Genomic DNA, 21,689 nt, shown 5'->3' on the forward strand with positions numbered 1-21,689 from the left:
ACGCCCCAGAACTTGGCGTCGATGGCCAGCATCAGCGCAGCCACCATCAGGGCAGCGACCACGGCACCGGCCTTGATGAAGCTCGGGATCCGGAGTTTGACCGAAGCCAGCACGGCGCCACCGACCACGCACAGGATCAGCGCATACATCATTTCGCTGGTGATGGCGCGCAGCATCGAGTAAAACGGCGTGAAGTACCAGACCGGCGCGATGTGCGCAGGCGTCTTCAGCGGGTCGGCCGGAATGAAGTTGTTGTACTCGAGGAAATAGCCGCCGAACTCGGGGGCGAAGAAGATCACCGCCGTGAAGGCCATCAAGAAGACGCAGACACCGAAGATGTCGTGCACCGTGTAGTAGGGATGGAAAGGCACGCCGTCCAGGGGCTTGCCATTGGCATCCTTGGGGGCCTTGGGGCCCTTGATCTCCACGCCGTCTGGGTTGTTGGACCCCACATCGTGCAGCGCCAGCAAGTGGGCCACGACCAGGCCCAGCAGCACCAGCGGCACGGCGATCACGTGGAAGCTGAAGAAGCGGTTCAGCGTGGCATCACCGACCACGTAGTCTCCCCGGATCAGCAGTGCCAGGTCCGGGCCGACGAAGGGAATCGCGGCGAACAGGTTCACGATCACCTGGGCGCCCCAGTAGGACATCTGGCCCCAGGGCAGCAGGTAGCCCATGAAGGCTTCGGCCATCAGGCACAGGAAGATCGCGCAGCCGAACACCCAGACCAGCTCGCGCGGCTTGCGGTAGCTGCCATAGATAAGCCCGCGGAACATGTGCAGATAGACCACCACGAAGAAGGCCGAGGCCCCCGTGGAGTGCATGTAGCGGATCAGCCAGCCCCAGGGCACATCGCGCATGATGTACTCGACCGACTCGAAGGCCTTGGCCGCATCGGGCTTGTAATGCATCACCAGGAAGATGCCGGTGACGATCTGGATCACCAGCACCAGCAGCGACAGCGAGCCGAAGATGTACCAGAAGTTGAAGTTCTTCGGAGCGTAGTACTCCGACATGTGCACGCGGTAGGCATCGAAGGCCGTCGGGAACCGGTTCTCGAACCAGTTGGTGGTCTTCGCCGCTATCGAGGCGTTGGGGGAGATTTCCTTGAATTCGTGGGCCATTTTTGTGTCTCCCTCAAGCCTTCTTGTCTTCGCCGATCAGCAGGCGGGTGTCCGACAGGTACATGTGGGGAGGCACCTCCAGGTTGTCCGGCGCCGGCTTGGTCTTGAAGACCCGGCCGGCCAGGTCGAACGTGGAGCCATGGCAGGGGCACAGAAAACCGCCCTTCCAGTCATCGGGCAGCGACGCCTGCGCGCCGGTCTGGAACTTGTCCGATGGCGAGCACCCCAGGTGCGAGCAGATGCCCACCGCCACGAGGATCTCGGGCTTGATGGAGCGGGCTTCGTTGCGGGCGTACTCGGGCGTGAGTTCCGAGGGCTTGCGCTCGGACTTCGGATCGGCCAGCTGGCCATCAAGCTTGGGCAGCTCGGCAAGCTGCTCGGGCGTGCGCTTGACGATCCAGACGGGCTTGCCACGCCATTCCACGGTGACTTTCTCTCCGGGCTTGAGCGCGGAAATATCCACCTCGACGGCGGCACCTGCCGCCTTGGCCCGCTCGGAGGGCTGGAAAGTACTCACGAAAGGAACGGCGGTCGCCACGCCGCCCACCGCACCAGCGCAGCCAGACGCAATCAGCCACGTCCTTTTGCTGGAGTCGATTGGGGTGTCACTCATGGGGGTCCTTGATGTACATCGCTATTGGGGTCAACCGCGAATTGTAGCGGAGTGAAAAGGGTCATTCCACGCGGGCAGTCCGCCTTGACAGGGGACAGACCTGGGCAATACTCGCCTTCTTGTCTATTCTCAAGAGGGGTTATCCATGGGCATTGCACAAGAGTTCCGGGAATTTGCCGTCAAGGGCAACGTGATCGACTTGGCAGTGGGCGTCATCATCGGCGGCGCCTTCGGCAAGATCGTGGATTCGGTGGTTTCCGACCTGATCCTGCCCGTGGTCGGGCTGGTGTTCGGCAAGCTTGATTTCTCCAACCTGTTCATCGTTCTGGGCAATGTGCCGGCCGGCACCGCGATGACACTCGACGCCCTGAAGAAAGCCGGCGTGCCGGTGTTTGCCTACGGCAACTTCATCACCGTGGCGGTGAACTTCTTCATCCTGGCCTTCATCATCTTCATGATGATCAAGCAGATCAACCGCCACAAGCGCGAAACCCCGCCCGCGCCAGCAGCGCCGGCCGCGCCGCCCGAAGACATCGCCCTGCTGCGCGAAATCCGCGACAGCCTCAAGAACCGGGCACCCTGAGCACCCGCGCGCATGGCTAGCGCGCCAGCTGGCGCGCCATGCGCACTGCCTCCACCAGGCTGCCGGCGTCGGCGATGCCCTGGCCAGCGATGTCAAAGGCCGTGCCATGGTCGGGGCTGGTGCGCACCAGGGGCAGGCCCAGGGTCACGTTCACGCCCTTGTCGACGCCCAGGTACTTCACGGGGATCAGGCCCTGGTCGTGGTACATGGCCACCACCACGTCGAACTCGCCCGGGTGCCCTGGTGCATGGCGCGCACGCATGAAGACCGTATCGGGCGCGAACGGGCCATGCACGTCCATGCCTTGCGCCCGCGCGGCGGCGATGGCCGGTGCGATGACCTGCATCTCTTCACTGCCGAAGAGCCCGCCCTCCCCCGCATGCGGGTTGAGCCCCGCCACGCCGATGCGCGGCGCGCGGCCCAGTGTGCGCAGCAATGCAGCGTGGGTGATCGCCAGTGTCTGTGCCACGTTGCCAAGCGTCACCGCCTCGATGGCATCACGCAGCGACACGTGGATGCTCACCAGCACCGTGCGCAGTTCATCGTTGGCCAGCATCATGCGCACCGGCATGGCCGCCAGGGGCACCCCCTGGTGCCGCGCGGCCTCGGCCTGCAGCAGTTCGGTATGGCCCGGAAAGTCCACACCAGCAGCCGACAGCGCCTCCTTGTGCAGGGGGGCCGTGACCAGTGCTGCCACCTCACCACACAGCGCGGCGCGGGCGGCCCATACCACACAGTCGGCGGCAGCCCGGCCCGCTTCGGCACCGATCTGCCCCCAAGGCTGCGGCCCTGGCAAGCCAGGCAGAGGCAACACGGGAATGCAGCGCGGCGGCAGCTGCAGGGCCTCGGCAGGCGATGCGATCTGCGCCACGGGCACGGACGGCAGCCCAGGGCGTTCGATGCACTGCGCGGCCCGGCGCAGCGTGGCCAGGTCGCCCACCACAAAACCGCCGTGCAGCTCGCCGGGCGCGTCGCGGAAGGCCTTGGCGACGATCTCCGGGCCGATGCCGGCCGGGTCGCCCTGGGTGATGGCGATGGCAGCGCTCATGCGGGGTTGTCCACCTCGATGAAGAGATGCTCCACACCCGCCTGCTGGGCCACATGCGCGGCCACGGCAGGAGCACCATAGCGCTCGGTCGCATGGTGGCCTGCGGCGATGAAACACACGCCCGTCTCTCGCGCCAGGTGCGCCTGGGGTTCGGAGATCTCCCCGGTGATGAAGGCATCGGCACCGGCGGCAATGGCCGGCTCGAAATAGCCCTGGGCCCCACCCGTGCACCAGGCCACGCGGCGGATCGGCCTGCGCGTGGCCGCCTCGGGCTGCGCCAGCGTCACGGAGCGCCCCAGCGCTGCGGCCACATGGTCTGCCAGGGCCTGGCCATCGGCGAACTGCGCACCCGCCACACAGCCCAGGTCCTGCTCGCCAAAGCGCGCATCGGCCGCCAGGCCCAGCACGCGGCCCAATTGCACGTTGTTGCCCAGCTCGGGATGGGCATCGAGCGGCAGGTGATAGGCAAACAGGTTGATGTCGTGCGCCAGCAGCAGCTGAAGGCGCCGCTTCATCCAGCCGACCACGCGGCCGTCCTGCCCACGCCAGAACAAGCCGTGGTGCACGAAGATGGCGTCAGCGCGCGCATCGATGGCGGCCTCGATCAGCGCGCGGCTGGCCGTGACACCGCTCACGATGCGGGTGATGCTTTCCTTGCCCTCGACCTGCAGGCCGTTGGGGCCATAGTCCTTGAAGCGCGCGGGCTGCAGCAGCCCGTCGAAGAGGGCCAGGAGTTCTTGTCGCTGAATGCTACTCATGCCCCGATTGTGCCAAGACCCTCAGGCTTTGGACGGTTGCCAGCCCTTGATGGCCAGAGGCCACAGCAGTCCGATGGCCGCACCCAGCACGCCCATGGCGGCCACATAGTGGGCCGGCGCCAGCGGGTCCACTTGCTGCCAGGTGGAAATCAGCACGGGCGTGAGGCCGCCGAACACGGCATAGGCCATGTTGTAGGCAAAGGACAGGCCGGTGAAGCGCACGGGCGCCGGGAAGGCACGCACGCCCACCACGGGCAGCAGCGAGATGCTGCCGACGAAAAAGCCCACCAGCGCATAGGACCAGACCAGCGAGGCTTCGGTGCCGGGCAGGCCCAGGTAGAACAGGTAGGCCGTGGCGGTCAAGCCGCCCCAGCCCAGCACCATGGCCGTGCGCGTACCGGCCTTGTCGGACAGCCAGCCCCAGAATACGCAGCCGATGGTCAACGTCACCGTCGCCAGGGCATTCGCCTTCATCGCAGCGGCGGGCACGACATGGACCACCGTCTGCAGGTAGGCGGGCGTGAACCACACCACCACCACCACGGCCGTGGACAGCACCCAGGTCATCAGGGCCACGAGCACGCAGGCTTCGCGGTGGTCGCGCAGGATGGTTTTGAGTGGCAGTTCCCGGTCCGCGGCCTTGCGGGCCTGCATCTCGCGGAAGATGGGGGTCTCTTCGAGGAACTTGCGCAGGTATACCGACACCAGGCCGAACACTCCGCCCAGGATGAAGGGGATGCGCCAGGCCCAGTCGTGCACCTCGGCCTGGCTGTAGGTGGTGTTGAGCCACACGCCCATGATGGAGCCCAGGAAAATGCCTCCGGTGATACCTGATGTGAGGGTGCCGATGGCGAAGCCGTAGTTCCTGGCCGGCGCATGCTCGGCCACGAACACCCAGGCGCCAGGCATCTCGCCGCCGATCGCGGCACCCTGCAGCACGCGCATGGCCAAGAGCAGCAGTGGCGCCGCAATGCCGATGGTGGCGTAGGTCGGCTGGATGCCGATGACCAGGGTGGGCACGGACATCAGAAAGATGGACAGCGTGAACATCTTCTTGCGGCCCAGCTTGTCGCCGTAGTGGGCGATCACGATGCCGCCCAGCGGCCGCGCCAGGTAGCCGGCGGCGAAGATGCCCAGGGTCTGCAGCTGGCGCATCCATTCGGGCATGTCGGCCGGAAAGAACAGCGAGCCGATGACGTTGGCAAAGAAGACAAAAACGACGAAGTCGTAGAACTCCAGCGTCCCGCCCAGTGCGGACAGGCCCAGGGTCTTGTAGTCGCTGCGGTTCAGGGGGCGATGGGAAAGGCCGGCGGACGCGGACGCGCCGTCCGCCGCGGTGATCGAGGTCATGGGAAAGGCTCCAGAAAATGCGTGCACAGGACTGCGGGGTGCGGCGGCAGCGGTGGCATGCCGCAGGCCATCGTTCGTCGGCAGTTTCCGGATGGAGGAGATTGTCGTGGGTGGCCGCGCGGGTAGCAGGCCACAGGAGAACACAGGCAGCGGGAGCAGTCGTGGCGCCATTTTAGGGTTTTCCCTTAGACCGTGCCATCGCAACCCGCTATGCCCCCTCCCACCACTCAGAACGTGTTCACGATCTTTTCGAGGCCGCGTTGCTGCGCAATCGGGATGAGTGGATGCTCCGGATGCGCCGCGTGCGCTCGTGCCCATGCAAGCAGCCGGGGCGCCAACATTCCGAATTCATCGGCCCGATTTCGCCCCAACCCTTCGGGCAAGTGCCTTGCCGCGCCTTGCATCCCATCCCGGCAAGGTACTTGCGCGGCCCCGAAAAGATCGTAAACACGTTCTCAGGCGCCCACCCGGCCTGCGCGGCGCCGCCCGGCAGGCAATGGCGCACAATGGCGGTCCCTGTAGACCCCCTGGCCCCCACTCCATGAAGCGCATTTGGCTGCTGTTTTCCCAAACCGTGACGGTGTTCGTCGCGGCGTATTTCGTCGTGGCCACCCTGCAGCCCGGCTGGCTGGGGCGTGGCAACGTGCGCTCCGGTGCGGGCATCGCCCTCATTGAAGCACCTGCCAGCACGGCCGCCGCAGGCCAGCCCGCGGCCGGCAGCTTCAGCGCGGCGGCGCGCAAGGCAGCACCCGCCGTGGTGAGCATCAACACCAGCAAGGCCGTGCGCCACCCGCGCAGCAATGACCCGTGGTTCCAGTTCTTCTTCGGTGACCAGAGCGGCCAGCAACAGCAGGCGGGCCTGGGCAGCGGCGTGATCATCAGCCCCGATGGCTACATCCTCACCAACAACCACGTGGTGGAAGGCGCGGACGAAATCGAGGTCACGCTCACCGACAGCCGGCGCGCCCGCGCGCGCGTGATCGGCACCGACCCCGACACCGACCTGGCCATCCTCAAGATCGAACTCGACAAGCTGCCCGTGATCGTGCTGGGCAACTCGGATACCCTGGACGTGGGCGACCAGGTGCTGGCCATCGGCAACCCCTTCGGCGTGGGCCAGACGGTGACCAGCGGCATCGTCAGCGCGCTGGGGCGCACCCAGCTCGGCATCAACACCTTTGAGAACTTCATCCAGACCGACGCCGCGATCAACCCCGGCAACTCGGGTGGTGCGCTGGTGGATGGCAACGGCCACCTGATGGGCATCAACACCGCCATCTACTCGCGCTCGGGCGGCAGCATGGGCATCGGCTTCGCCATCCCGGTGTCCACGGCGCGCCTGGTGCTCGACGGCATCGTCAAGGACGGCCAGGTCACGCGCGGCTGGATCGGCGTGGAGCCCAACGAGCTCTCGCCCGAGCTGGCCGAGACCTTCGGCGTGAAAGCCTCCGAGGGCGTGATCATCACCGGCGTGCTGCAGGATGGCCCTGCGGCCCAGGCCGGCATGCGCCCGGGTGATGTGATCGTGAAGGTGGACGGCAAGAACGTGGGCAATGTCTCCGAGCTGCTCACCGCCGTGGCAGCCCTCAAGCCCGGCACGGCCGCTCCGTTCAACGTTCGGCGCGCCGATACGCTGGTGGAATTGAGCATCACCCCGGGCCTGCGCCCCCGGCCGCAACGCAATGTGAGAAGGTAACCCCTGAGGCGCTTCGCGCCTTCCCCCTGAAAGGAGGGCGCCCCCAGCGCAGGCGCTGGATATGCCGCCTTCGCGGCGGGGCGGCCCTTGCGCGGGAGTACTGGCATGGGCCGTGCCGGCTTCCACGGCTGGAGCGGCCATTGCAATGCCGGATGGGGCCGCCTGCAACACCCATAAAAAAAGCAACTGGCGCTCTCGCGGCAGTTGCTTTCTTCATGCCCCTCGGGGGCTGCAGGTCTGATTCCGGTCAGGACGACGACGAAGCGGCTTCATCGGCCTCTTGCGGCGCCTTGGTGTGCTTGATGAAGATCTGTGCGGCCCAGATGCCCACTTCGTAGAGGATGCACATGGGCACGGCCAGCGCGAGCTGGGAGACCACGTCCGGGGGCGTCACGATGGCCGCCACGACGAACGATGCCACGATGAAGTAGCCACGAAAGCTCTTGAGCTTCTCGACGCTGACGATGTTCATGCGCGCCAGCACCACCACGGCGATCGGCACCTCGAACGCCAGGCCGAAGGCCAGGAACATCGACAGCACGAAGCTCAGGTAGGCCTCGATGTCAGGCGCGGCCGTGATGCTCTTGGGCGCAAAGCTCTGGATGAAGGCGAACACCTGGCCGAACACGAAGTAGTAGCAGAACGCCACGCCCACGAAGAACAGCAGCGTGCTGGAGACCACCAGCGGCAGCACCAGCTTCTTCTCGTGCGAATACAGGCCCGGCGCTACGAAGGCCCAGACCTGCCACAGCACGAAAGGCAGCGCCAGCAGGAAGGCCGACATCAGCAAAATCTTGAGCGGCACCATGAAGGGCGAGATCACCGAGGTGGCGATCAGCGTGGCGCCCTTGGGCAGATGGGCCACCAGGGGCGCCGCCAGGAAGTCGTAGAGCGCGCCAGGGCCGGGAAAGAAGAACAGGATCGCCGCCGCGATGGCGATGGCGATGATGGCCTTGACCAGCCGGTCGCGCAGCTCCATCAGGTGCTGCACGAACGGCTGCTCGGTGCCGGCCAGCTCGTCTTCTTTGGAGGGAGTTTCGGACATGTTGGATTTTCAGGGGCGTGGGGGCCGCCCATGCAGCGCGCACCAGAGGCAGCGCTGCATCGTCAATGGAATTTCTGGGGCCGGTAACGGGCGACGCGCGCGGCGCCGGACTGTGCCTTGGTGCGCACACCGCTGCGCGACTTGTACCACTGGGGGGTGGCGCCGCGCTTGAGGCGCCAGTTCTTGCCCGGGTGCTTGTAGGCAGGTACCACCACCGAGGTTTCGAAAGGCTCGGCGGCGCTCATGTCCGTCGCCGCAGCCCAGTCCTTCTCGAATTCGCTGGCGCCGGTCTGGATGGACTGCTGCACGTCGCGTGCGGCGCCTTCCACCGTGTCCTTCATCTTGCGCAGCTCGTCGAGCTCCATGGACCGGTTGACCTCGGCCTTGACGTCGGACACGTAGCGTTGCGCCTTGCCCAGCAAGGTGCCCACCGTGCGCGCCACGCGCGGCAGCTTCTCGGGGCCGATGACGATCAGCGCCACGGCGCCGATCAGCGCCATCTTGGACAGGCCAATATCAATCATGAAGCAGGTGTCCGCTCAGCGGTCAGCTCTTTTGCTTGGCTTCGACGTCGATGGTGGTCTTGTCAGCCGCCTGGCTGGCAGTCACCTGGCCAGCAGGCGGATTGACGGCACCGCTCTCGGCCGTGGAACCGTCCTTCATGCCGTCCTTGAAGCCCTTGACGGCGCCCCCGAGGTCCGAGCCCATGTTCTTGAGCTTCTTGGTGCCGAAGACCATGACGACGATCAGCAGCACGATCAGCCAGTGCCAGATGGAAAAAGAGCCCATGGAAAATCTCCTAACGTATTGCAATCATTTTAGACCCCGGCCGTGACCGGAGTTCACACACCCTGCTTTGGTACAGGGGTCTATCGTGGAAGACCGTCAGTTCGCGTCAGCCTTTGAGCCACGGGCGGGGGCCGCCCATCACGTGGATGTGCAGATGGTGGATTTCCTGCCCGCCTTCAACCCCCGTGTTTACCACGATGCGGAAACCGCCCTCGGGGTAGGGATTGCAACCCTGCTCCTGGGCCAGCTTAGGCGCCAGGACCATCATGCGCCCCAGCACACCGGCGTGCTCGGCCGACACCTGGGCCATGGACGGAACGTGCAGCTTGGGCACCATGAGGAAGTGCACCGGCGCCGATGGATGGATGTCGTGGAAGGCAAAGACCTCCTCGTCCTCGTAGACCTTCTTCGAAGGAATCTGGCCCGCGGTGATTTTGCAGAAAAGGCAGTTCGGATCGTGCATGGTGGAAAAAGGAGAGCGGAAATCTGGCTGCACGAAGGCAGATTCACGAATTGTCGGCGATCTTGATGCTGGGTCGCACGCCCACATCCCGGCGGTGTGCCTTCATCCAGGCCTTGCCCGCATCGCGCCCCAGCGTGAACAGCTGGCGCACGAAGGCCGTGTCGGCGCGCACCTTGCTGTCGGCGCCGAAAGGGGCCAGCACCGCGCCCCCGTCGATGCGGTGCATCAGCACGTTCTTGTAGCGGCGCGCATCGAGCTTGCCCTCGGCCAGCAGCCGGCGCACGAATTCGATGGCGCGCAGTTCGGCCAGCAGGCTGGCATTGAAGGTGACTTCGTTCATGCGCTCCATGATCTCTTGCGCGGTGCCCGGCACCTCGCGGTGCTCGATGGGGTTGATCTGCACCAGCAGGATGTCCGATGCCTCGGTCTGGTAGATCAGCGGGTGCAGCGCCGGGTTGCCCGAATAGCCACCGTCCCAGTAGTGCTCGCCATCGATCTCCACGGCCTTGAACACCATGGGCAGGCAGGCCGAGGCCATCACGGCGTCGGCACTCAGGCGCGGGCCCGAGAAGATCTCGCCGCGCCCGGTGCGCACATTGGTCGCGCACACGAACACCTGGGGAACCACGCTTTCGATGCTGGCACGCCCGGAGCACAGCAGGCCGAAATCGACCTCGCGCTCAAGCAGCTGGCGCAGCGGGTTGAATCCAAGCGGGTTGGTCTGGTAGGGCGAGAACCACTGGGCCATCATGCCCATCAGCGGGTTGGCTGCCGACAAGGGCGTGCCCCAGGTCAGGCTGCCCAGCGAGCCCACACCCTCCCACAGCCGGGCGAGCGACTCGCGCGCCAGGGCGCAGCCCGCGGCACGCGCCTCCACCGGGTCCTTGTGGGCCTGTGCGGCCTGGGCAAAGCCATGCGCCAGGGCCACGGCGTTCATGGCCCCCGCGCTGGTGCCGCTGATGCCATCGAACTGCCACTGCCCGTCTTCGAGCAAGGCATCGAGCACACCCCAGGTCAGCGCGCCGTGCGAGCCCCCACCCTGCAGGGCCAGGTTCAGGCGCCGCAGCACATGGGGCTCAGGCATCCACCACCTGGTTCTTGCTCATGGCCAGCATGCCGCGCACGATGCGGTACAGGAACCACAGCGAAATGATGCCCCAGGCGATCCAGCCGGGCAGGATGAAGACCAGCCACAGCCACGAGGTCAACGCATACAGCACCCCTGCCCAGATCACGGAGCGGATGCGCCAGGAGAAATGGTTTTCCTGCCAGGTGCCCTGTGCATCGCCGCGCTTGACCAGGTCGATCACCAGCGCGATGACCAGCAGCAGGGCACTGGCCTGCGCGCCGGGCAGCACCGCACCCAGCGCCACGACCAGATGCAGCGCATAGCTGATCCAGCCGATGTTTTTGAGGCTTTCGGCCTTCTGGTCGCTGGTTTGCACGTCGATGATGTCGTTCATGGGAACCCTTTCTCCTCTCCGGCACGCGCAACCGCCTTGCGCAGGGCTTTCTCCTCGATGCCGCTGGTGCCCTCGCGGCGTTCGAGCTCGGTGAGCACATCGGCCGGCGTCAAGCCATAGTGGGCCAGCGCGACCATGGAATGGAACCACAGGTCGGCCACCTCGTAGACCAGCTTGCTGGCATCGGCACCATGGTCCACGTCCTTGGCGGCCATCACCACCTCGGTGGCTTCCTCCCCGATCTTCTTGAGGAAGGCATCGGGCCCCTTGTGCAGCAGGCGCGAGACATAGCTCTTTTCGGGGTCGCCCCCGTTGGCGGGCTTGCGGCTCTCGATGACGGCGGCCAGGCGCGCGAGGGAATCGTTGGAACTCATGGTCTTACTTGTAGATGGATTCGGGGTCTTTCAAGACCGGATCGACGGGCGTCCATGCGCCGCCCTTGAGCACGCTGAAGAAGCAGCTGTGGCGGCCGGTGTGGCAGGCGATGCCAGGCGCGTGGCCCAACTGGGTCACCTTGAGCAGCACCACGTCGTTGTCGCAGTCCAGCCGGATCTCGTGCACGGTCTGCACGTGGCCCGATTCCTCGCCCTTGAACCACAGCTTGCCGCGCGAGCGGCTGAAGTACACGGCGCGGCCGAGTTCGGCGGTCTTTTCCAGCGCCTCGCGGTTCATCCAGGCAAACATCAGCACGTCGCCCGTGCCCTGCTCCTGCGCGATCACGGGCACCAGGCCCTGCGCATCCCATTTCACTTCATTGAGCCAGTTCATGGCCCGGATTGTCGGCGATTTGAATGACCGACCCCGGACATGGCATTGCCAGCGCCCGCGCAGGCCAAAGACCCGGGCCCCGCCGGCATTTGCAGGCGGGGCCCGGGCCGGGTCAGCGCAGCCCCTTTAGCGCAAGGTCAGGACATTGGAGTAGCGCCCCGCGCGCAGCATTTCGTAGAGCGCCGCCAGGGAATTCACCCCCAGGCCATACCCCAGGTAGAGGTTGCTGCCCGCCAGGGCACTCAGGTCCATGCCCTTGATGTCGAGCACCGGGGCCGACACCGGCAGGGCGCCTGTGTACAAGGCCGCCAGGCTGGGCACGAAACTGACCGTCGCGCCGTCGAGCATGAGCAGGCGGCCATCGGGCAGCAGCAGGGCCACGAAGATGGCGCCGGGCTGCCCCGCATGGGCGGCAGGCAGGGTGACACCGGCCTTGGCCGTGAGCTGGTTCAGCGGGCCGCTCTGGGCCGTGCTGAAGGCGGGTTCGGTGCCAGGCGCCGGCGTGCCGGTGCCCGGGTTCGTGCCGCCCGGGTTGCCGACATTGCCCGGATTGCTGCTGTTGTCCACGCCGGCATTGGGCGCAATGCGCGTGGGCGTGCTCACGATGCCGTTGGCAGTGGTCACCCCGTTGCCCAGAACCCCATTGTCGGTGCGGCCCCAGGTGTAGACCGAGCCATCGGGCATGAGCGCGGCCGCGGCGAAGGCCCCAGTGAAAACGTACGACACCGGACCGGGCAGGCCCTGTACCCGCACCGGGCCCGCCTTGGCGTTGGCCGGCACGGAATCCCACTTGGTGGACACGGTCGTGCCGTCCCCCAGCAGGCCCCGCTCCCCCTGGCCGCAGGCGAACACGGCGCCCGCCCCGTCCACGAACAGCGCGGCACCACCACCCGCAGCGATCTGGCGCAGGTTGCTCAGGTTCTTGATGGTGTAGGGCTGGGTGGCAGCCAGCGCGCTTTCCTGGCCACAGGTCAACATCCCGGAGTTGGTGTCGCCCCAGGCCAGCGCCTGGCCGTTCTTGATGCCCAGATACAGGCCCGCCGCATTGCCGGTGGCGGTGGCATCGATGAACGCCAACCCATTGGGCTTGAGCGCCGTGGCGGGCAAGGGGTCCGACGCCGCGGTCACCGCCTGCAGGGGGTTGTCGCGCACGCTGTTCCGGCCCCAGCCGACCAGGCTGCCGTCCTGCTTGCGCCCGATCATCTGCGTGCCTGTCACGGCCAGTTGCACGATGCCTGTGGCCCCTGCCACGGGCAGGGGCTGGCCGCGCTGCTGCAGTGTGGTGGGGCCGATCCCCAGGTTGCCATTGCCGCTGTCATAGCCCCAGGCCCAGATCTGGCCGCTGCTGTCCGTGGCATAGAGGGAATAGCCATTGGTCGCGGCCAGCACCGAGACAATGCCCGACAGCCCGGGCACCTGCACCGGTTCGTAGCGGAACTGCCCGCCCGAGGTGTCGGAGCCGATCAGGCCGTCCGACACATTGCCCCAGACCCATACCGTGCCGTCGGACTTCACGGCGGCCGACAGCGCGCCACCGGCCGTCACGGCCACCACGTCGTTGCCAAGGGACGCGATCTTTGCAGGCGCGGGGTTGTTGCGGTCGGCCTGGCCGCGGCCGAGCTGGCCCGAGTCACCGCGCCCCCAGGACGTGACGCTGCCATCGGCGTTGAGCAGCAGCATGTGGTAATCACCGAGGGTGATGTGCGGGACGGCGGCGATGGCCGGCGCCGCCAGGCCCACCAGGGCGCCAGCCAGCGCGATGGTCCGAAGCAAAGCAGACATGGAGGAACTCCTGCGAGGTGAAGGTGGAGCCGATTCTTCCGCGCCAGGCGCCCAGCGTCTGTCCCTCGAACAAGGGACAAAATGCACCAGATGCAAGCAGCTGTGACAGCGCTCGCCGCGTATCATGAAACGCACCGCCGCGCGCCCAAGGCCTCTTTGCCCATGTCCGCTTTGCTCTCTGTCCTCGTGATCGAGGACGATCCCCAGTTCAGGCAACGCCTGTGCGACAGCATCGCCGCCGCGCCGGACCTGCGCCTGGTCGGCGCCGCGGGCGATGCCGGTTCGGGCCTGGCGCTGCTGGCCCGCCACCAACCGCAGGTGCTGCTGCTGGACCTGGGGCTGCCCGACCTGAACGGCATTGAAGTGATCACCCGCAGCACCGACGTGGCCCCCCACTGCGAAGTCGTGGTGGTCACCGTCTTCGGCGACGAAGCCCAGGTGATGCAGGCCCTGGCAGCGGGAGCCACCGGGTATGTGCTCAAGGACACGCCCGCCCTGGACCTGGCCGAGCTGGTGCGTGCGGTGCATGCGGGCGGCAGCCCCATCAGCCCGGTGATCGCCCGGCGGCTGCTGACCCGGCTGGCCCCGGCGGCCTCCTCGCGACAGCGCCAGGGAGCACCCGAAGCCGCGGCCAGCGATTCCGATGCGGGCCTGCTGAGCGAACGCGAGTGCGAGATGCTCGGCTTTGCCGCCAAGGGCTACAGCTACCGCGAAATGGCCCAGATGATGGGGGTGACGCAGCAGACCGTGCTCACCTACGTCAAGCGCAGCTACCGCAAGCTGCAGGTACACTCGCGCGCCGAGGCAGTCTATGAAGCCCGCAAGCGCGGGCTGATGAATGACTGACGGGCTGCTGCGCGCCTGGGCGACCGGCTGGCTGCAGCGGGCCCTGGCATGCTCGCTGGCCCTGGTGGCGATATGGGCACAGGCAGAGCACCCACCCACAGCCCCCGATGCCTCCGACGCCATGGTCACCCAGGTGGAGCGCTGGGTCCCCGCTGCCGAGGCAACCCCATCAATCGGCCCACCGGGGAAGGATGCAGCAGGCCAATGGCAATCGGTTGACCTGCCCCAGGCCGTGCAGCGCAATCCCACCACCCGCGCAGCGGTCAACCTGCCCGTGCCCACGGTCTGGTACCGCACCGCATGCCCCGTGCCCGAGGCCCAGGAAACGCTGGCCCTGTACCTTCCCCGCGTGAGCGGCGGCCCCTTGCAGATCTGGCTGCGCACAAACCAGGCCACGCGGCAGTTGTTGGACAACAGCCCGGCCTGGCCTTCGCAGTGGAACCAGCCCATCGTGCTCAGGCTGCCCAGCGCCGCATCCCGGCAGGCCGGCCCTTGCCATCTGTTCCTCGCGCTGCCTCCGCGTGCGGACGGCAGCTACGCCCTGAGCCGGCTCTGGATGGGCCCCGAGCCCGAGATCCAGGGCCTCTGGGCGGCCCGCCAGCGCTGGGTGGTCACCGTGCCGCTGGCGGCCAGCACCACACTGCTCATGCTGGGGCTGTTTGCCCTGGCCTTCTGGTGGCGCCGACGCCAGGACACGGCTTATCTGTACTTCGGGCTGGCATCGCTGGCCTGGTGGTTTCGCAACCTGCACTACGGCATCGAGCTGCCGCAGGACCTCGACGCCCTGCGCTGGTTCTGGTGGGCCACCGATGCGTCCATGACCTGGGTCATGCTGCTGGTCTACCTGTTCTCGCTGCGCTTCGCGGCGCGCGGCTTTCCGCTGGTGGAGCGGATGCTGCTGGGCTTTGCGCTGCTGGTCTCGGCAGCGTCCATGCCCATCCTGCCCTGGGCGCTCGACACTCCGCTGCTGCTGCACGCGGCCAACACGCTGGTTGCGCTGGGCGTGACCCTGCTCATTGCCTGGTCGGCCTGGCGCGGCAGCCGCGAACTGCGGGTGCTGGCCGTGGCCCTGTGCATCTGCCTGGGCCTGGGCGTGCACGACCTGGCACTGCTGCAGTTGCGCATGTCCCCTGAAAGCCTGTACCTCATGCCCTACGCCATGATGCTGGTGCTGGGTGCCTTCCTGTACGCCGTGAACCGGCGCTACATCGGGGCCCTGGAGCATGCCGAAGGTGCGGCCGCGGAGCTCGCGGACAGGCTGGCCGAACAGCAGCGTGCGCTGCGGGCCAACTTCGCCTTGCTGGCCGAGGTGGAGAACGAGCGCGTGCGCCTGGCCGAGCGCCAGCGGCTCACGCGCGACATGCACGACGGCCTGGGCGCGATGCTGGTGTCGTCCCTGGGCCAGATCGAGCAGGGCCGCCTGTCGCAGGGCGAGATGGCCCAGGTGCTGCGCGAATGCCTGGAAGACCTGCGCCTGACCATCGATTCGATGGAGCCCATCGACCAAGACCTGACCACCCTGCTGGCCACCCTGCGCCAGCGCGTGGGCCATCGCCTGGCACAGGGCGGCATCACCCTGCACTGGCACATGGACGACCTGCCGCCGCTGCCCTGGCTGGATGCCCCCGCCGCGCTGCACGTGCTGCGCATCGTGCAGGAGGCGCTGGCCAATGTGGTCAAGCACTCCGGGGCCCGCAACGTAACGCTGTCGGCCACGCAGGGCGCAGAGACGGGGGTGTGCGTGCAGATCCAGGACGACGGGCGCGGGCTGCAGGCGCGCTCCGACGGGCACCAGGGCCGCGGGCTGGGCCACATCGAGGAGCGCGCGCGCCAGCTCGGCGGCCGGGCGCGGATTTTTTTGGGTGACCGGGGCGGCACCGTGGTGCAACTGTGGCTGCCGCTGCAAGGTCCGCCCCCCACTGCAGAGGGCTTCAGGCATTCGCGCTGGCCGACCGCGTAGGCAACACCAGTGGCGGCCCACTCAAGGCATCAAGGCTTGGCGACCGTCAGGAACACCCATTTGCGGTCCCAGTTCTTGCGCCCCAGGTACTTGATGGCCATGGCATAGCGGCCCGGGGGCAGGAAGTCCTGGGTGAGCGTGTCCTGCTGCGTGACCACCGGCTGGCCGTTGACCCGCACGTCCTGGCGCGCCACCATCTCGGGCTCGCTGTCCAGGTCCTGGCCATCGAGCGCGTAGACCGTGACGTCGGGCTCTTCCTTTTCCTCGCCTACATGGGGCAGGCCCATGGCGTTGGGGCGCGTGAGCACGTCCAGCGCCACCTGGCCATCCACCGGATCGCGCACGATCCAGTAGACGTCGCGCACGTTCTCGTTGAGCTCGGCCAGCAGGGCCTTAAGCTTGTCGAACTCGGCCTTGTCGGTGATCACCTGCACGGCCTTGCCGCCGATGGTGGCATCGAAGCAGCGGCCGATGCGGTCCACACAGGGCAGGCGGTCGAAGTAGCCGCGTGCGTAGGACGGCGCCGGCACCTGCTGGGCACTGGCGGGCATGGCGGCCCAGCCCATGCACAAGGCCATGGCGGCCGTGGCGAGGGCCTTTTTCATAATCGTACCGGGATGCCCCGTGCCGCCATGTGCGCCTTGGACTGGCCCACGGTGTACTCGCCGTAGTGGAAGATGCTGGCGGCCAGCACCGCGTCGGCGCCGCCGAGCTGGATGCCATCGGCCAAGTGGTCGAGGTTGCCCACGCCGCCCGAAGCGATCACGGGCACGCTGACGGCGTCACTCACGGCACGCGTGAGCGCCAGGTCGAAGCCGGCCTTGGTGCCGTCGCGGTCCATGCTCGTCAAAAGGATCTCGCCCGCGCCGCGGCGCGCCATCTCGGTGGCCCAGGCCACGGCGTCCAGGCCGGTGTTCTTGCGGCCGCCATGGCTGTAGACGTCCCAGCCCGGGCCCACGGGTTGGCCGTCAGTGCCGATGCGCTGTGCATCCTCGTCGGAGCGGCGCTTGGCGTCGATGGCCACCACGATGCACTGCGCGCCGTACTTGGCCGACACCGCGTCGATCACCTCGGGGTTGGCAATGGCGGCGGAGTTGAAGCTGGTCTTGTCGGCACCCGCGTTGAGCAGGCGGCGCACGTCTTCCACAGTGCGCACGCCCCCCCCAACGGTGAGCGGAATGAACACCTGGCTGGCCACGGCCTCGATGATGGGCAGGATCAGGTCGCGCCCGTCGCTGGTGGCAGTGATGTCCAGGAAGGTGAGTTCGTCGGCGCCCTGGGCGTTGTAGCGCGCGGCGATCTCGACCGGGTCGCCTGCGTCGCGCAACTCGACGAAATTGACGCCCTTGACCACGCGGCCTCCGGTCACGTCCAGGCAGGGAATGATGCGTTTGGCAAGCATGTGGTCAACGGCCCCGTATGGGCCTATCCATTGAGTTCATCAGCGCGCGCCTGCGCCTTGGCGAAATCGAGGTCGCCACTGTAGATGGCGCGGCCGCAGATCACACCTTCCACGCCCTCGCCCTCGACGGCGCACAGCTGCTCGATGTCGGCCATGTTGGACAGGCCACCCGAAGCGATCACCGGGATGCTCAGCGACTGCGCGAGCTTGACGGTGGCATCGATGTTGATGCCCGAGAGCATGCCGTCGCGGCCGATGTCGGTGTAGATGATGGACTCGACGCCCCAGTCCTCGAACTTCTTGGCCAGGTCGACCACCTCGTGGCCGGTGAGCTTGCTCCAGCCGTCGGTGGCGACCTTGCCGTCCTTGGCATCCAGGCCCACGATGATGTGGCCGCCAAAGGCGCTGCATGCGTCCTTGAGGAAACCTGGGTTCTTCACGGCCGCGGTGCCGATGATCACGTAGCGCAGGCCGCCGTCGATGTACTTTTCGATGGTGTCCAGGTCGCGGATCCCGCCGCCGAGCTGCACCGGGATGTCCTCGCCCACTTCCTTGAGGATGGACTTGATCGCCGTGAAGTTCTTGGGCACGCCGGCGAAGGCACCGTTCAAGTCCACCAGGTGCAGGCGGCGCGCGCCGGCCTCCAGCCACTTGCGCGCCATGGCGGCGGGGTCTTCACCGAAGGTGGTGGATTGGTCCATATCGCCTTGCTTGAGGCGTACACAGTGGCCGTCCTTGAGGTCGATGGCGGGAATGAGCAGCATGGTGGGTTCGGGTGGAAAGGGGCGAGGCCGGGCTCGGCCCGAACAGGGTGGTTGGGGGTTTCAGGGATTCCAGTGAAGGAAATTGCGGTACAGCGCAAGGCCGTGCTCCGCACTTTTCTCGGGGTGGAACTGGGTGGCGAAAATATTATCGCGTGCAACGGCCGCGGCGAACACACCGCCGTAGTCTGCCTCGCCCGCGCAATGGGCCGCATTCTCGGGCCGCGCGTAGAAGCTGTGCACGAAATAGAAGTAGCTGCCGTCGGGCACGCCGGCCCAGACCGGGTGCACCGCGCCCGCGTGGTGCATCTGGCGCACCTGGTTCCAGCCCATCTGCGGCACCTTGAAGCGGCTGCCATCGGGCTGGGTACGGCCGGCCAGATCGAACTTGCGCACCTCGCCGGGGATCAGCGAGAGGCCTGCGGTGTCACCCTCGGCGCTGTGGTCCAGCAGCATCTGCATGCCCACGCAGACGCCGAACATCGGCTTGGCGGCAGCGGCTTCGAGCACCGATTCGAGCAGGCCCGAATCGCGCAGCTCGCGCATGCAGTCGGGCATGGCGCCCTGGCCCGGCAGCACGATGCGCTGGGCGGCGCGCACATCCTCGGGGCGCGAGGTGACGAGCACGGTCCAGCCCGAGCCCTGGGCCGCGGCCTGCACGGCCTGCGAGACCGAGCGCAGGTTGCCCATGCCGTAGTCAACCACGGCGACGGTTTTAGCTTCCATATTCATAGCTATCAGCGCTTGTTCAAAAAGCGATGGTGGCCTTTTTCAGCGGGTGAAGATCAGAGACTGCCCTTGGTGGACGGAATGGTGCCGGCCGCGCGCGGATCGCGCGTGAGCGCCGCGCGCAGCGCACGGGCAAAGGCCTTGAACACCGTTTCGCACTGGTGGTGCGCGTTGATGCCCTTGAGGTTGTCGATGTGCAGGGTCACGCCCGCATGGTTGACGAAGCCCTGGAAGAACTCGTAGGTGAGCTGCGTATCGAAACCGCCGATGCTGCCGGCCGTGAACGGGATGTGCAGGTGCAGGCCGGGGCGGCCCGAGAAGTCGACCACCACGCGGCTCAGCGCTTCGTCCAGCGGCACGTAGGCGTGGCCGTAGCGGGTGATGCCCTTCTTGTCGCCCACGGCGCGCGCGAAGGCCTGGCCCAGGGTGATGCCCACGTCTTCGACCGTGTGGTGTCCATCGATGTGCAGGTCGCCGGCACAGTCGATCTCCAGGTCGATCAGGCCATGGCGCGCGATCTGGTCGAGCATGTGGTCGAAGAAGCCGATGCCGGTGTGCAGCTTGGCCTGGCCGGTGCCGTCCAGGTTGATGCGCACGGTGATGTGTGTCTCGGCCGTGTTGCGGGTGACCTCGGCGATGCGGTCGGCCGTGGAGTCGGCCGGTGCGGAAGGTACGAGTGCAGAAGAAGTCATAGGGAGGCTTGGAGCGCAGCGAGCATCCGCGCATTGTCGTCGGCATTGCCCACCGTGAGGCGCAGGCAGTTGGCCAGCAATGGGTGCATTGTAGAAACGTTCTTGACCAGGACCTTGCGCTTTTTCATGCCTTCATAGGTTGTGGCGGAATCGGCCACACGCAATAGAACCATGTTGGCCTCGCTGTCCCAGCATTTTTCGACGCCCGGCATGGCCTTGAGGGCCTGCACCAGCAGGGTGCGCTGGGCGCGCAGCTCGGCCGCCTGCCCGGCGAACACGTCGGTGTGCTCCAGGGCGAACAGCGCCGCCTCGCAATTGAGCACGCTCACGTGGTAGGGCGGGCGCACCTTGTCGATCTCGGCCACCACGGCGGCCGGGCCGATGAGGTAGCCCAGGCGCACGCCGGCCAGCCCGAACTTGCTGAGCGTGCGCATGAGCAGCACATGGGCATTGCGCGCGGGCTCGGCGCGCATGCGGTCGATGAAGGTGCGGCTGGCGAAGGGCTGGTAGGCCTCGTCCATGACCACGAAGCCGCCCACGGCGCCCACTGCGTCGACGATGCGCTGCACGGCGCCCTCATCCCACAGCGTGGCCGTGGGGTTGTTGGGGTAGGCGATGTAGGTGATGGCGGGGCGGTGCTGGGCAATGGCGGCCAGCATGGCCGGCTCGTCCAGCTCGAAATCGGGGGTGAGGGGCACACCCACGAAATCAAGGCCCTGCAGTTGCGCGGAGAGCGGGTACATCACGAAACCAGGCATGGGCGCGAGCATGGTGGCGCGTGCGCCGGGCTGGGCGCAGGCCAGGGCCAGCAGGGTGATGAGCTCGTCCGACCCGTTGCCCAGCACGATGCCATGGCCTTCGGGCATGCAGGCGTACTTCGCCAGCGCGGTCTTGAGGTCATTGAGGCGCTCACCCGGGTAGCGGTTGAGCGCCAGCGCGCCCAGGCGCTGGCCCAGGGCCGCCTGCAGATGGGCCGGCAGGCGGAAGGGGTTTTCCATGGCATCCATCTTGAGCATGCCGGTGGAGGGCTGCACGCCATAGGCGTGCATGGCGCGCACATCGGCACGGATGCGGTTCAGGGCGGCGGTGAGGCTGGCGGGAGTGGTCATTCGGCGGTGTCCAGTTCGTTGGGGGCCACAAGAAAAGGGTTGATGCAGCGCACGGCGTCCAGCAGCTGGTCATGCGGCAGGGCCTCGGTCAGCAGGTAGCGGCAGCCCTGCTGGTGGGCGGAGGAGATGATGAGCGCGTCCCAGTAGCCCAGGCGGTAGCGGTCCTGCAGGTCCCAGGCGCCATCGACCGTATAGGCGTCGAGATGGGGCGGCAGCCACACGCGCAGGCGGCGCACCTGGGCACGCACAAGTTGCACGGTGCGCGGGCCCTCGAAGCGCTGTATGGCCTGGTTGTACAGCTCGTTGAGCACCTGCGAGCTGATGCGGCCGCAGCGCGTCTGCCAGCAGAAAGCCAGCCATTCGCGCGCCCGGGCCTGGCGGGCGGGGTCGCGCTCGTCCACGCTGGCCAAGAGCAGCTCGGTGTCGACGAAGAGGGGGACCGTGCCGCTGCTCATCGCCGGAACAGGGTTTCGCGCGGCACGTAGGGGCCGCTGGACGCGCCCCAGCTCTCGAAGCCCAGCGCCTCGCGCATGGCCTGGGCATAGGCGTCTTCCTGGCGCATCTTTTCGGCCAGCCATTCGCCCAGCAGGCGCGAGACGCTGCTGCCACGCTTGGCGGCCTCGACGCGCACCCATTCGGCAACGGTGTCGTCCATGGTGATGGTGACATTCTTCATGGGTAGAATATTACACGAACTTCGTGCAACAC

Annotated in this window: 26 protein-coding genes; 4 read left to right on the top strand and 22 right to left on the bottom strand. The window is 66.9% G+C overall.

What is annotated here, in order from left to right; translation table 11 throughout:
* The coding region (locus tag ACK59X_RS22625; protein ID WP_409960628.1) for a cytochrome b at positions 1-1,124 on the bottom strand (1,124 nt) is incomplete at its 3' end.
* Between the two features lie 13 nt (positions 1,125-1,137).
* Positions 1,138-1,737 carry a ubiquinol-cytochrome c reductase iron-sulfur subunit gene (gene petA / locus ACK59X_RS22630; protein WP_409960629.1) on the bottom strand — a complete coding sequence of 200 codons (600 nt, stop codon included), beginning with the start codon at positions 1,735-1,737 and terminating at the stop codon, positions 1,138-1,140.
* A gap of 145 nt (positions 1,738-1,882) precedes the next feature.
* Here petA and mscL point away from each other — a divergent pair, with 145 nt between their 5' ends.
* Complete coding sequence (gene mscL / locus ACK59X_RS22635) at positions 1,883-2,320, top strand: large conductance mechanosensitive channel protein MscL (RefSeq protein ID WP_409960630.1); 438 nt, start codon at positions 1,883-1,885, stop codon at positions 2,318-2,320.
* A gap of 16 nt (positions 2,321-2,336) precedes the next feature.
* Here the strand turns inward: mscL and pdxA are convergent, their stop codons facing one another.
* From pdxA to ACK59X_RS22650, 3 genes are read right to left on the bottom strand one after another with little or no spacing between them, the layout of a single operon-like run.
* Positions 2,337-3,368, bottom strand: coding sequence for a 4-hydroxythreonine-4-phosphate dehydrogenase PdxA (pdxA, locus tag ACK59X_RS22640; protein WP_409960631.1), 1,032 nt, complete (start codon positions 3,366-3,368; stop codon positions 2,337-2,339).
* Positions 3,365-4,126 (bottom strand): Nif3-like dinuclear metal center hexameric protein, encoded by a 762-nt coding sequence (locus ACK59X_RS22645; RefSeq protein ID WP_409960632.1) that lies wholly within the window; start codon positions 4,124-4,126, stop codon positions 3,365-3,367. The genes pdxA and ACK59X_RS22645 overlap by 4 nt, the downstream gene beginning before the upstream one ends.
* Positions 4,127-4,147: 21 nt before the next feature.
* On the bottom strand, positions 4,148-5,476 hold the full coding sequence (locus ACK59X_RS22650) for an MFS transporter (RefSeq protein WP_409960633.1): 1,329 nt from the start codon (positions 5,474-5,476) through the stop codon (positions 4,148-4,150).
* Positions 5,477-6,017: 541 nt separating this feature from the next.
* Between ACK59X_RS22650 and ACK59X_RS22655 the strand changes: the two genes are divergently transcribed.
* Positions 6,018-7,172 (top strand): S1C family serine protease, encoded by a 1,155-nt coding sequence (locus ACK59X_RS22655; RefSeq protein WP_409960634.1) that lies wholly within the window; start codon positions 6,018-6,020, stop codon positions 7,170-7,172.
* Between the two features lie 247 nt (positions 7,173-7,419).
* On the opposite strand, the gene tatC is transcribed toward ACK59X_RS22655, so the two are convergent.
* From tatC to ACK59X_RS22700, 9 genes are all read right to left on the bottom strand, one after another.
* Positions 7,420-8,217, bottom strand: a complete 798-nt coding sequence (gene tatC / locus ACK59X_RS22660; RefSeq protein WP_409960635.1) for a twin-arginine translocase subunit TatC — start codon at positions 8,215-8,217, stop codon at positions 7,420-7,422.
* Between the two features lie 62 nt (positions 8,218-8,279).
* Positions 8,280-8,741, bottom strand: a complete 462-nt coding sequence (tatB, locus tag ACK59X_RS22665) for a Sec-independent protein translocase protein TatB (protein WP_409960636.1) — start codon at positions 8,739-8,741, stop codon at positions 8,280-8,282.
* 22 nt (positions 8,742-8,763) lie between these two features.
* Positions 8,764-9,006, bottom strand: coding sequence for a Sec-independent protein translocase subunit TatA (gene tatA / locus ACK59X_RS22670; protein WP_409960637.1), 243 nt, complete (start codon positions 9,004-9,006; stop codon positions 8,764-8,766).
* A gap of 106 nt (positions 9,007-9,112) precedes the next feature.
* Positions 9,113-9,469, bottom strand: coding sequence for a histidine triad nucleotide-binding protein (locus ACK59X_RS22675; protein WP_409960638.1), 357 nt, complete (start codon positions 9,467-9,469; stop codon positions 9,113-9,115).
* Between the two features lie 43 nt (positions 9,470-9,512).
* Positions 9,513-10,553 (bottom strand): patatin-like phospholipase family protein, encoded by a 1,041-nt coding sequence (locus tag ACK59X_RS22680; RefSeq protein WP_409960639.1) that lies wholly within the window; start codon positions 10,551-10,553, stop codon positions 9,513-9,515.
* Positions 10,546-10,932 (bottom strand): DUF4870 family protein, encoded by a 387-nt coding sequence (locus ACK59X_RS22685; RefSeq protein WP_409960640.1) that lies wholly within the window; start codon positions 10,930-10,932, stop codon positions 10,546-10,548. Before ACK59X_RS22685 ends, ACK59X_RS22680 begins: the two co-directional genes overlap by 8 nt.
* Positions 10,929-11,306: a phosphoribosyl-ATP diphosphatase gene (locus tag ACK59X_RS22690; protein WP_409960641.1), complete on the bottom strand. Its 378-nt coding sequence runs from the start codon at positions 11,304-11,306 to the stop codon at positions 10,929-10,931. The genes ACK59X_RS22685 and ACK59X_RS22690 overlap by 4 nt, the downstream gene beginning before the upstream one ends.
* Before the next feature lie 4 nt (positions 11,307-11,310).
* Positions 11,311-11,709, bottom strand: coding sequence for a phosphoribosyl-AMP cyclohydrolase (hisI, locus tag ACK59X_RS22695; RefSeq protein ID WP_409960674.1), 399 nt, complete (start codon positions 11,707-11,709; stop codon positions 11,311-11,313).
* A 117-nt stretch (positions 11,710-11,826) separates the two neighbouring features.
* Complete coding sequence (locus ACK59X_RS22700; RefSeq protein ID WP_409960642.1) at positions 11,827-13,482, bottom strand: RCC1 domain-containing protein; 1,656 nt, start codon at positions 13,480-13,482, stop codon at positions 11,827-11,829.
* Positions 13,483-13,644: 162 nt separating this feature from the next.
* Between ACK59X_RS22700 and ACK59X_RS22705 the strand changes: the two genes are divergently transcribed.
* Positions 13,645-14,328 carry a response regulator gene (locus ACK59X_RS22705; RefSeq protein ID WP_409960643.1) on the top strand — a complete coding sequence of 228 codons (684 nt, stop codon included), beginning with the start codon at positions 13,645-13,647 and terminating at the stop codon, positions 14,326-14,328.
* Entirely contained in the window at positions 14,321-16,288 is a 1,968-nt protein-coding gene (locus ACK59X_RS22710; RefSeq protein WP_409960644.1) for a 7TM diverse intracellular signaling domain-containing protein, read from the top strand. Before ACK59X_RS22705 ends, ACK59X_RS22710 begins: the two co-directional genes overlap by 8 nt.
* Before the next feature lie 29 nt (positions 16,289-16,317).
* On the opposite strand, the gene ACK59X_RS22715 is transcribed toward ACK59X_RS22710, so the two are convergent.
* Genes ACK59X_RS22715 through ACK59X_RS22750 form a run of 8 tightly spaced genes read right to left on the bottom strand, consistent with a single transcriptional unit; the run spans position 16,318 to position 21,657 of the window.
* Positions 16,318-16,893, bottom strand: a complete 576-nt coding sequence (locus ACK59X_RS22715; protein WP_409960645.1) for a hypothetical protein — start codon at positions 16,891-16,893, stop codon at positions 16,318-16,320.
* Positions 16,890-17,690 (bottom strand): imidazole glycerol phosphate synthase subunit HisF, encoded by an 801-nt coding sequence (gene hisF / locus ACK59X_RS22720; protein ID WP_409960646.1) that lies wholly within the window; start codon positions 17,688-17,690, stop codon positions 16,890-16,892. The genes ACK59X_RS22715 and hisF overlap by 4 nt, the downstream gene beginning before the upstream one ends.
* 23 nt (positions 17,691-17,713) lie before the next feature.
* On the bottom strand, positions 17,714-18,454 hold the full coding sequence (hisA, locus tag ACK59X_RS22725; protein ID WP_409960647.1) for a 1-(5-phosphoribosyl)-5-[(5-phosphoribosylamino)methylideneamino]imidazole-4-carboxamide isomerase: 741 nt from the start codon (positions 18,452-18,454) through the stop codon (positions 17,714-17,716).
* A 60-nt stretch (positions 18,455-18,514) separates the two neighbouring features.
* Positions 18,515-19,183, bottom strand: coding sequence for an imidazole glycerol phosphate synthase subunit HisH (gene hisH, locus ACK59X_RS22730; protein WP_409960648.1), 669 nt, complete (start codon positions 19,181-19,183; stop codon positions 18,515-18,517).
* Between the two features lie 53 nt (positions 19,184-19,236).
* Positions 19,237-19,872, bottom strand: coding sequence for an imidazoleglycerol-phosphate dehydratase HisB (hisB, locus tag ACK59X_RS22735; protein ID WP_409960649.1), 636 nt, complete (start codon positions 19,870-19,872; stop codon positions 19,237-19,239).
* Positions 19,869-20,981 carry a histidinol-phosphate transaminase gene (hisC, locus tag ACK59X_RS22740; RefSeq protein WP_409960650.1) on the bottom strand — a complete coding sequence of 371 codons (1,113 nt, stop codon included), beginning with the start codon at positions 20,979-20,981 and terminating at the stop codon, positions 19,869-19,871. Before hisC ends, hisB begins: the two co-directional genes overlap by 4 nt.
* Positions 20,978-21,436: a PIN domain-containing protein gene (locus ACK59X_RS22745; RefSeq protein WP_409960651.1), complete on the bottom strand. Its 459-nt coding sequence runs from the start codon at positions 21,434-21,436 to the stop codon at positions 20,978-20,980. The genes hisC and ACK59X_RS22745 overlap by 4 nt, the downstream gene beginning before the upstream one ends.
* Positions 21,433-21,657: a CopG family transcriptional regulator gene (locus tag ACK59X_RS22750; RefSeq protein WP_409960652.1), complete on the bottom strand. Its 225-nt coding sequence runs from the start codon at positions 21,655-21,657 to the stop codon at positions 21,433-21,435. Before ACK59X_RS22750 ends, ACK59X_RS22745 begins: the two co-directional genes overlap by 4 nt.
* Between the last annotated feature and the right edge of the window lie 32 nt (positions 21,658-21,689).

Source organism: Acidovorax sp. (genome assembly GCF_046339755.1).
Lineage (GTDB): Bacteria > Pseudomonadota > Gammaproteobacteria > Burkholderiales > Burkholderiaceae_C > Acidovorax.